Origin of the sequence: Streptomyces ureilyticus, from assembly GCF_011045025.1 — a bacterium.
Lineage (GTDB): Bacteria > Actinomycetota > Actinomycetes > Streptomycetales > Streptomycetaceae > Streptomyces > Streptomyces ureilyticus.
Map to the genome: position 1 here is coordinate 1 of NZ_JAAKZX010000290.1, position 9,577 is coordinate 9,577.

At 72.5% G+C, this 9,577-nt stretch carries 10 protein-coding genes; 5 read left to right on the forward strand and 5 right to left on the reverse strand.

All coding sequences use genetic code 11. The annotated features are described in order from the left end of the window. Positions 1-1,523 (reverse strand): sacsin N-terminal ATP-binding-like domain-containing protein (locus tag G6048_RS43990; protein WP_408056231.1); only part of this gene is annotated, 1,523 nt, incomplete at its 3' end. Positions 1,524-1,908: 385 nt separating this feature from the next. Next, entirely contained in the window at positions 1,909-2,832 is a 924-nt protein-coding gene (locus tag G6048_RS43995; protein ID WP_328828754.1) for a DUF3027 domain-containing protein, read from the reverse strand. 347 nt (positions 2,833-3,179) lie between these two features. Here G6048_RS43995 and G6048_RS44000 point away from each other — a divergent pair, with 347 nt between their 5' ends. From G6048_RS44000 to G6048_RS44015, 4 genes are read left to right on the forward strand one after another with little or no spacing between them, the layout of a single operon-like run. After that, positions 3,180-4,613: an MFS transporter gene (locus G6048_RS44000; RefSeq protein ID WP_165345227.1), complete on the forward strand. Its 1,434-nt coding sequence runs from the start codon at positions 3,180-3,182 to the stop codon at positions 4,611-4,613. 43 nt (positions 4,614-4,656) lie between these two features. Continuing rightward, positions 4,657-5,163 (forward strand): hypothetical protein, encoded by a 507-nt coding sequence (locus G6048_RS44005; protein ID WP_165345228.1) that lies wholly within the window; start codon positions 4,657-4,659, stop codon positions 5,161-5,163. Positions 5,164-5,182: 19 nt separating this feature from the next. Next, a complete protein-coding gene (locus tag G6048_RS44010; protein WP_165345229.1) occupies positions 5,183-5,857 on the forward strand; it encodes a futalosine hydrolase in 675 nt (224 codons plus the stop codon). Next, positions 5,847-6,698 (forward strand): 1,4-dihydroxy-6-naphthoate synthase, encoded by an 852-nt coding sequence (locus tag G6048_RS44015; protein ID WP_206342879.1) that lies wholly within the window; start codon positions 5,847-5,849, stop codon positions 6,696-6,698. Before G6048_RS44010 ends, G6048_RS44015 begins: the two co-directional genes overlap by 11 nt. 6 nt (positions 6,699-6,704) lie before the next feature. Here G6048_RS44015 and G6048_RS51675 read toward each other — a convergent pair whose 3' ends face one another. After that, the gene (locus tag G6048_RS51675) at positions 6,705-7,088 is read right to left on the reverse strand and encodes a cold-shock protein (RefSeq protein WP_165345230.1); all 384 of its coding nucleotides are present in this window, start codon (positions 7,086-7,088) and stop codon (positions 6,705-6,707) included. Positions 7,089-7,273: 185 nt separating this feature from the next. Between G6048_RS51675 and G6048_RS44025 the strand changes: the two genes are divergently transcribed. Next, positions 7,274-7,531: a hypothetical protein gene (locus tag G6048_RS44025; protein WP_165345231.1), complete on the forward strand. Its 258-nt coding sequence runs from the start codon at positions 7,274-7,276 to the stop codon at positions 7,529-7,531. 5 nt (positions 7,532-7,536) lie between these two features. Here G6048_RS44025 and G6048_RS44030 read toward each other — a convergent pair whose 3' ends face one another. Continuing rightward, positions 7,537-8,160: an HAD family hydrolase gene (locus G6048_RS44030; protein WP_165345232.1), complete on the reverse strand. Its 624-nt coding sequence runs from the start codon at positions 8,158-8,160 to the stop codon at positions 7,537-7,539. 94 nt (positions 8,161-8,254) lie between these two features. Beyond that, on the reverse strand, positions 8,255-9,319 hold the full coding sequence (locus G6048_RS44035) for an HAAS signaling domain-containing protein (protein WP_165345233.1): 1,065 nt from the start codon (positions 9,317-9,319) through the stop codon (positions 8,255-8,257). Positions 9,320-9,577 lie beyond the last annotated feature (258 nt).

Sequence of the window (9,577 nt, forward strand, 5' to 3'; positions counted from 1 at the left end):
GGCACGGGCAGTCCCGAGAGCCGGTCCGGGTCGACGCCGGCGAGGCTGTCGTACAGCCGCCGCCACCAGCCGGGCTCCTTCTCCAGACCCGCGAGCCGGTCGATGGCCTCGGTCAGCGGTACGCGGGCGACGCCCAGCGTCCGCAGCTCCACCCGGCGTTCGAGCCCGGCGGGGAGGAGGCTGGGCAGCACCTCGGCGAGGACCCGTACGGTCTCGGCGCCGGCCGACTCGACGACCTCCGCGTCGCGGGGGCGGAGGGCTTCGGGCAGGTCGGTGTCCTCGGCGCGCGGGGTGATGGCCGGGGGCAGGAAGGCGGTACGCGGCAGCCGGTCCAGGATCGCCTGACGCAGCGCACCGTCCAGCTCGCCCTTGCCGAGCGGCCCCGGCACGAGGTCGATGATCCCGGTCGAGACCGGCCGCCAGTCGGCGAGCAGTTCGGCGTACGCGTCCGCCGCCCGCTGCACGAGGAAGTCGGTCAGCGGGCCGGGGGCGGCATGGCGGCGGGTCGTGTCGAGGGGGAACGAGGCGATGAGCAGGGCGGGTACGCCGAGGGCTTCGTCGCTCGGCGTGGGCGCGTGGACGACGGGGCTGGTACGGGGGCGGGCCGGGGAGCCGTCGGCGTCGACGGGCACCGCCCAGGTGACGGACCACTGCGGGCGCAGCCGCTCCTCGACGGGGCGGTCGGCGAGGAGGTCCGCCTCCAGGGGGCCGTACGCGGAGACGGTGCGCCAGCGCGTCGTACCGTTCCGCGAGTCCTCGACGGTGACGATGCCGCCTTCGCTGTGCCGCCGCAGCGTGCGGACGCCCTCCTCGCCCTCACCGATCTCCACGACGACCTCTTCGAGGCCGGGCAGGGCGAGGAGCAGCGCGTCGTCGACCGAGTCGAGGAGGCGCTCGGTGAGGTCCTGGGCGGCCGGGTCGCGCAGCGGGAGGATCACGACGGTGTCGTACGGGTCCGGGGCCGTGCCCTCCGCCGCGAACGGCAGCCTAAGCAGGGGCACATGGCCGTCGCGGCGGCGGATCTCGTCACCCAGCCCTGGGCTGTGGCCGGCGGTGTCGGTGGCGGCTTCGCGGGCCTCGGCGAGGGACCAGCGGGCGCCGCCGTGCCGGCCGACGATGGCGGGCTCGTCGGTCACCGCGAGCACGGCGGCGAAGCCGACGCCGTAGCGGCCGACGGTGCCCTCGTGGTCCTCGCGCTTGGCGGAGGCCCGGAGGGTCGACAGCGACTCGACGCCGGCCGCGTCCAGGGGGGCGCCGGTGTTGGCGGCGACGAGGACGCCGCCGCGGAGGGTGAGCCGGAGGCGGCCCGGTACGCCGGCGCGGGCCGCGGCGTCGGCGGCGTTCTGCGCCAGCTCGACGACGAGGCGGTCGCGGTAGCCGCCGAGGGCCAGGTCCTCCTCGGCGTTCGCGTCCTCGCGGAACCGCGCCGGGCTGGCCGCCCAGGCGTCCAGCACCCCACGCCGCAGCCGCCCCGTCCCGAACGGGTCCGCGCCCTCGGCTGCCGGCCGCACGAACTTGCTCACGGTTCTGTCTCCTTCTTCGAGGGGTGCGGCCGTTGGTCGCGGCACCGAAGGTACCGGTTGCTTCCGGCGGTTGGGTTCGTTGTTGGCTGCGGGTTGGATGTGGCTGGTCGCCGCGTTCCCCGCGGGGTGCCTCCGGCGGTTGGGCGGCTGCGGGTGCGTGGGTGGTTGCTCGCTCCCCCACTCTCGGCTGCGCTCGAGCGGGGGACCCCCATCGCGGCGGAGCCGCAAGTGTCACAGCCCCGCGCCTCTCGGGTGCGTGGTGGGTGCGGGGCCGCGGGCCAGTGCGTCAGGCCGTCGCCAACCAGGCATACGGCTGTCTGCTTTCACAGGGCGCGGGTGGGCCCAGACCGAAGCTACGCGACGGGCATACGACGCACCCGGTGGTTCAGGAGTGCCCCAGTTCCGCCGACGACTCGTCCGAGGCCGGCGGGACGGACCCCGAGTCCGGCGACGGGCGAAGGGGGAACGGGTCGACGCGAGTCTCGTCGATCACCGGCGGTGCCGGCCGCGGAGGCGCCGGCATGACCGCCGCCTCCGAGTGCCCCCCGCACCCGTACGCCAGCGAGACCACACGACCGTCCGCCGGCGAGAACTCATTGCCGCAGACACCGAAGGCCTGCCCCAGCGACCCACCGATGGGATACAGGAAACCGCAGCTCACACAGGCGGCAGGCGCCGCCTGAGCCATCGCTGTCTTGGGACCGTGCGTGTCCTCCCAGCGATCGGCCGCGGTATGGAGGCCGTACCGGGACAGCACCCGGGCCCGCCGCAGCCCCAGCTCCTCCGCGATGGCCGCGATCGAACCACGGGTCGGCACGACGGGCAGCGTCGAAGGCGCCCCGGCCGTCACCTCTAGATCCTCCGCCTCGACGAGCTCGGCCATCTCCTCGGAGACGGGCGAGTTCGGCGCGGGCTCGTCCTCGCCGGTGAAACCGGGCTCGAGCCGGAGGTCCTCCGCCTCCGTGGGGAGCAGGTCCCCCGGCCCCATGTCCCCGGGCCGCAGCCGCTCGCTCCACGGCACCCACTCGGGCGCGAGCAGCGCGTCGGGCCCGGGCAGCAGCACCGTTTCGTCGAGGGTCACGATCTTCGCCCGCGAGGCCCGCGCGACGGTCACCGCCCAGCGCCAGCCGCGATAGCCGGGCTCCTTGCACTCGAAGAAGTGCGTGACGACGCGGTCCCCTTCGGAGACGAGCCCGGAGTGCTCCCCGACGACGCCGGGCGCGGCGGCCTCCTCGGCGGCGGTCCTGGCGAGGTCGACCGCCTCGGCGCACAGGCGGTCGGGGGTGCGGCTTCGCGTTGTCGCGCTCACAGGTATCGCTTCTCTCCTACGCCGTCTCACGAGTGCGCCATCCCTCGCCGGGGGTGCGGACGGAGCGGCTGGGGGCATCTCCCGGGCAGTTGAGGCACCGGGGGAGGGCCGCGTCGACGTCCGCGCCCGATCGCACTCGGGCGCACCTACACCATCCATTCTGCGGGATGGCCGTCAGGCGCGCGGCCGAGAACCACCGTCGCGGGGGCGCCCTACGCACGCTACCCTCTCGCCGCCGCCGGGCACACACCGAGTCGGCAGGCCTTTACACGAACCCGCCGGTCCACTCGGCTCTCATACGCGCGGGTAAGGCACTATCACCGCCCAACAAGGGGCACTATTGCGGAGTGGCAACCGCGAGGTCGTCCCAAGGTGCCGCCGGATTCGGTGAAGGCGGCGCCGAGGGAAGTGGTCGGATGAGCGGAGCGGGCCCGGTGCGCGGGGCTCTCCGTTCCGTCGGGCGTGCCCTGCATCTGCCGTTCACGGGGACGGCTCGAGGTATCCGTAAAGCGACACATGCGCACGGAGCGGGCGAATCCGGGCTCGGCAAGCTGATCGAGCTGCACGGGGTGAACGGCGCCGGGGACATGATGATCACCGTCGCGCTCGCCTCGACGGTCTTCTTCTCGGTCCCGACGGACGAGGCCCGTGGCCGAGTGGCCCTGTACCTCGCGATCACGATGGCTCCGTTCACGCTGCTCGCCCCGGTCGTCGGCCCCATTCTGGACCGCCTGCCGCACGGCCGGCGCGCCGCGATGGCGGGCGCGTTCATCGCGCGCGCGTTCATGGCCCTGCTGCTCTCGGGCGCGGTCGTCACAGGCAGCATCGAGCTGTACCCGGCCGCCCTCGGCGTCCTGGTGGCGTCGAAGGCGTACGGCGTCGTCAGAAGCGCGGTCGTGCCACGGCTGCTGCCGCCCAACTTCTCGCTGGTGAAGGCGAACTCCCGGGTCACCCTGGGCGGTCTGCTCGCCACGGGTGTGGCGGCGCCGATCGGGGCGGGGCTTCAGGCGCTGGGGCCGCGCTATCCGCTCTACGGGGCGTTCGTGATCTTCGTGGCGGGTACGTTCCTGTCGTTCACGCTGCCATCCAAGGTCGACTCCGCGAAGGGCGAGGACAAGGCACTGCTTGCGGCGGACGAGCAGCATCTGCACGGGCCGCACCTGAAGCCGCCACAGCGGCCCGGGCTGCGTACGGTCGGACCCGCTGTCACCCACGCGCTCGCGGCGAACGCGGCCTTGCGCGGGCTGTCCGGTTTCCTGATCTTCTTCCTGGCCTTCCTGCTGCGTGAGCACCCGCTCGCGGGCCAGAGCGCGGCCGTCTCGCTGGGCATCGTGGGCGTCGCGGCGGGCGTGGGCAACGCGCTCGGTACGGCGGTCGGGGCGGCCCTGAGATCGCGGGCACCGGAGGTGATCATCGTGACGGTGATCGCGGTGGTGCTCGGGGTGGCGATCACGGCGGCGGTGTTCTTCGGGGCCCCTCTGGTGGCGGTGCTCGGGGCGTTCGCCGGCTTCGCGCAGGCCCTGTCCAAGCTGTCGCTGGACGCCCTGATCCAGCGCGACGTGCCCGAGCTGGTCCGTACGTCGGCTTTCGCGCGCTCGGAAACGCTGCTGCAGATGTCCTGGGTGGTCGGCGGCGCGATCGGCATCGCCCTGCCCCTCAACGGCACCCTCGGCATGTCGGTGGCCACCGCCATCGTCGCCGCCGGCTGGCTCACCACGGTCCGCGGACTGCTGAGCGCGGCCCGGCACCGCGGGGGCAGCCCGCGAGCCCGGGTGGCCTGACCCAGTTGGCCGGGGCACCCCCCAGGCCAGATAGCCTGCCCCCATGACCTCCCTGCCCCGCGGCAGTGCCGCTCCTGGACACGGCCACGTTCGCCGTCGTCGCGCCGTCGCTGCCGTCGGCGCTGTTTCCGCCGGACTTCTCGTCCTGGCCGCCTGCGACAAGCCGACGCCGATGGCGACCGTCACGGTCGGCAAGACCTCGAAGAGCGCCGAGGCCGAGTGCTACAGCGACGGCAAGGCCATCGCCCGTGCCGAGGCCACCAAGTGCACCCAGGCGAAGGCCGAGGACACGCTCCGGGTGCCGCAGGGTGAGACGCTGCGCATCGGTGTGGACCCGGAGATCGCGGACGAGGGCTGGTCCCTGTGGATCAACGGCCAGCAGGTCATCTCGCCGCTCAAGAAGACGTACTACGCCTTCCAGGGCGTCGACCTCTTCGCCGAGCAGCAGGGCCAGCAGGCCCCCAAGGAGCTGAACGTCAGCGTCGTCCAGCAGTCCGGCGAAGACATCCAGGGTGTGTGGAACTTCAAGCTCGAGAACGACGACGCCTGAGCCGCCCGGTCCGCCGCCCATGCACATCCTCGTAGCCACCGCGGTCACCGTCGAACGGGACGCGGTGGCTTCGGCGTTCAGCGGCAGCGGCACCGGCCCCACCACCGCCGACCTGCTCGTCGCGGGCGTGGGCTCGGCGGCGGCCGCCGCGTCGACCGCGGTCGCCCTCACCACCGCCGCCCTGGCAGGGACCTCGTACGACCTCGTCGTCTCTGCCGGTATCGCCGGCGGCTTCCAGCCCGAGGCGCCCCTGGGATCCCTCGTCCTCGCCGACGAGATCACCGTCGCGGACCTCGGCGCCGAGACCGCGGACGGCTTCGTGCCGGTCACCGAACTCGGCTTCGGCTCCGTCAGCCACCGGCCGCCCCCCTCACTCGTACGAGAAGTCGCGGCCGCCACGGGAGCCCGTACCGGCACCGTCCTCACCGTCAACACCGTGACCGGAACCGCCGAACGGGCCGCCGAGCTGCGGCGCCGTCATCCGGGGGCGCTGGCCGAGGCGATGGAGGGCTTCGGGGTCGCCGAGGCGGCCGCCGCGCACGGTGTGCCCGTGCTGGAGCTGCGCGCCGTGTCCAACCCCGTCGGCCCCCGCGACCGCGCCGCCTGGCGCATCGGCGACGCGCTCGCGGCGCTCACGGAGGCGTTCGGGAAGCTCCCGCCCGCACTGGAGAGTTGGAAGCCACATGACCACTGAGCAGCCCGTGCGGATCGCCTACTCCCCCTGCCCCAACGACACCTTCGTCTTCGACGCCTGGGCCCATGGACGCATCCCCGGAGCGCCCGCGCTGGAAGTGACCTTCGCGGACATCGACATCACGAACGGCATGGCCGAGCGCGCCGAGCTGGATGTGCTGAAGGTGTCGTACGCCGTGCTGCCGTACGTCCTCGACGAGTACGCCCTGCTGCCCTGCGGCGGCGCGCTGGGCCGGGGCTGCGGGCCGCTGGTACTCACGCGGGAGGCGGGCGTCGACCTCACCGGCCGTACGGTCGCGGTGCCCAGCGAGAGGTCGACGGCGTATCTGCTGTTCCGCCTGTGGGCGGCCGACACGCTCCCGGAGGGCGTCGGCGAGATCGTGGTCATGCCCTTCCACGAGATCATGCCCGCCGTACGGGACGGGCGGGTCGACGCCGGGCTCGTCATCCACGAGGCGCGCTTCACGTACCAGAAGTACGGGCTGCACAAGCTCGCGGACATGGGCGAGCACTGGGAGGACACCACCGGGCTGCCGATCCCGCTGGGCGCGATCATCGCCAAGCGGTCACTGGGCACGGACGCGCTGCGGCTGCTCGCCGACTCGATCCGTACGTCCGTCCGCGCCGCCTGGGACGACCCGGAGGCCTCCCGGCCGTACGTCCTGGAGCACGCCCAGGAGATGGACCCGGCGGTCGCAAACCAGCACATCGGTCTCTACGTCAACGAGTTCACGGCGGACCTGGGCGAGGACGGCTACGCGGCGGTCAGGGGCCTGCTCACGCGGGCGGCGGCGGAGGGGCTGGTGCCGCCCCTCGCCGCCGACGCACTGCGCTTTCCGTAGAAGGCCCTACACGTCCAGCTGGTCCGCCACCGCTCGCAGCAGGCCCGCGATCTTCTTGCCGGAGGTCTTGTCCGGGTAGCGGCCCTTTTCCAGCATGGGCGTGATGTTTTCGAGCAGGGTGGTCAGGTCCTGGACGATCGACGCGAGTTCGTCCGGCTTGCGGCGCTGGGCGGCCGCCACGGAGGGGGTCGGGTCCAGGAGGACCACCGAGAGTGCCTGGTCGCCGCGCTGGCCGGCCACGACGCCGAACTCCACTCGCTGGCCCGGCTTGAGAGCATCGACTCCGGCGGGCAGGACCGAGGAATGAACGAAGACGTCGCCGCCGTCGTCGCGGGAGAGAAAGCCGAAGCCCTTCTCAGAATTGAACCACTTGACCTTGCCGGTAGGCACGTCTGTCCTCGTCCTCGTAGTCGTCGGTTGGTGCTCTGGCTGAATGATGAACGATTCGGGAAAACTGCTCTGGATAGCACTACAGCGGGTCGTGCCCGACCCGCCGGTACCAAGGCTAATGGTCCGGCGGCGGCTGACAAGACGTCACCGGATTGTTCCTTCGCGCAGGGAACTACCCTGGTCGAGTGCGTGACAAAACCCAAGCGAATTCCGCCGAACCCGGTGACCGACTGGTCCGTACCGGCGGCATCGTCTTCTTCGTAGGAGCCGTGGCCACTCTGGTCACCGTGGCCCCCATGCTGCTCGGCAAGTCGCCCTTCCCGGTGTACATGTTCGGCCTGAGCATGCTGATGGGCGTGGGCTTCCTGATCGCGGCAGCGGGCGTCCTCCGGACGGCGGCGGCACAGCGCCGCCGGGCGCGCTCCGCGCAATCCGCGCAATAGGCGGCCTACGCCCCGTACCGGGCCAGCCAGGCCGGGAACGCCGTCAGATCCGCGAGCACCACATCCGCGCCGGCGGTACGCAGTTCCTCCGCGTCGCACGGCCCGGTCGCCACCGCGACGGACAGCGCCTCGGCGATCCGCGCACCGCGTACGTCACCGGTGTGGTCGCCGACGTAGACACCGGCCCCGTATTCGCGCAGCGCCTCCGCCTTGCGCTCGGCCCACAGGTCGCCGATGACGGCGTCGGCGGCGATGCCGAGGTGCTTCAGGTGCAGCTTGGCGTTGGGTTCGTACTTGGCGGTGACGACGACCGCCCGGCCGCCCGCGTCCTGTACGGCCGCGATCGCCTCGTGGGCGCCGGCCATCGCGGTCGTCCCCGCGATGGCGTGTGCGGGGTACATCTCACGGTAGACGTCGGCCATGGCGGCGACCTGGTCGGCCGGGAACCAGTTGACCAGCTCCTCCTCCAGCGGCGGACCGAGCCGGGTGATGGCCAGATCGGCGTCGATGTAGGTCCCGGTCCGCTCGGAGAGCGCCAGGTAGCAGGCGTGGATGCCGGGGCGGGAGTCGATGAGGGTCATATCGAGGTCGAAGCCGACGGTCAGCACCGGAGAAGTCATATGGGCCATTGTGCCCAGGGGGTCGTACGGGCCATGCGTCCGGTCGTACGGGCCATGCGCCCCGTCCGCATCCAGGGCGTGAGCCGGCCGCTTCGACGTACCCCTACGACCGTTGCCGCTGTGACCTCCACACCAGGTAGACGGCCGAGGCGATGGCCGCGCCCTTGAGGACCCAGGGCCAGGTCTCGGCGATCGCGCCGCTCATCTGGCCCTTGTCGATGTCGTCGCCCCAGCGCCCCTCCGTACGTCCCCACAGCCAGGTGATGCCCGCGGCGGCGACCAGACCGGGCACGCCCAGGACCGCGAACTTCGACTCGGCCGGAGTCAGCCGCCGCGACAGATAGGCGATGAGCCAGCCGAGGGCGAGGACGACGAGGTTGCCGATGAAGGCACCGGCCACGAGAAGGGCGGCGGCGAGCAGGAGGAGGGGGCTTGGGGCGCCTCCTCCGGTACGGGGGTGGGGGCGCGCCGAGGGGAGGAAACGGCGCCGCTTCTTCGCCGTACCGGCCGTCTCCGCGGGCTCGGCCGCCTCGACCGGCACGGGTTCCTTGACCAGCTTCTTGGGCTCGGCGAGCGGTGCGAGCTTCTTCGGCGCGGCTTCGTCGGTGTCCTCGGTGTCCGAGGGCGGGGGCTTGAGCAGTTCGGGGATCTCCAGGCCCCCCACGAACCCCGGCACACTGTCCGTCAGGCCGAACGAACTCCGGTCCACCCGCCACCAGTCGGGCTCCCCGGACCCGAGTTCCTCCGTACTCGCGAGGTGCGGCGGAGAGGGTCCGGCACCGGGATTCGTCGGTACGTCACTTGCCGCGGACGGCTCCGCGGACCGTGGCCGTGGGACAACGCGCCGCAGCCCCTTGGGGCGCTCTTCCTCTTCGTCGGCACGCTGGACGGGAACGGCGGCCGCGGGCTCCCGCCCGCTTTCCTCGCTTCCCTCGCTTGCCCCGCCGCGCGCCGCGGCGACGACGTCCTCCGGGGTGCCGAGGCGCGCGAGGATACGACGCACGGAGGCCGGGCTGTCGGCGCCCGCCTTGGCCCGGCGCCGGTCGATCTCGCCACGCAACTCGGTAACGAGCCGCATGCGCGCTCCCGACGGCAGCTGTCGGCTCTGAGCCAGGTCGCCGACCCGGCTCAGGTAGTCGAACACGAGCTTGTCGCTCTCAATCCCCACGAAGTCCCTCCGGGGGTGGCGGTATTGGTGTGGTCCTCGGCCCCTTGGACGACCGTACCGTTGCCTCCGGCGGTTGGGCGGGTGCGGGTGCGTGTGGTTGCTCGCGCAGTTCCCCGCGGGGTGCCTCCGGCGGAAGAGCGGTTGGGTTCGTTGTCGGCTGACGGTCCGTCGTGGCTGGTCGCGCAGTTCCCCGCGCCCCTTTGGTGCGTGGTGGGTGCGGGGCCGGTCCGGTGGCTGGGCACCCCACGACCCCACCCG

Bases quoted from the DNA above. Each gene is read 5' to 3' on its own strand.
- G6048_RS44005 (WP_165345228.1), top strand. From the start codon at position 4,657: ATGACCTCCCTGCCCCGCGGCAGTGCCGCTCCTGGACACGGCCACGTT.
- G6048_RS44010 (WP_165345229.1), top strand. From the start codon at position 5,183: ATGCACATCCTCGTAGCCACCGCGGTCACCGTCGAACGGGACGCGGTG.
- G6048_RS44015 (WP_206342879.1), top strand. From the start codon at position 5,847: ATGACCACTGAGCAGCCCGTGCGGATCGCCTACTCCCCCTGCCCCAAC.
- G6048_RS44030 (WP_165345232.1), bottom strand. From the start codon at position 8,160: ATGGCCCATATGACTTCTCCGGTGCTGACCGTCGGCTTCGACCTCGAT.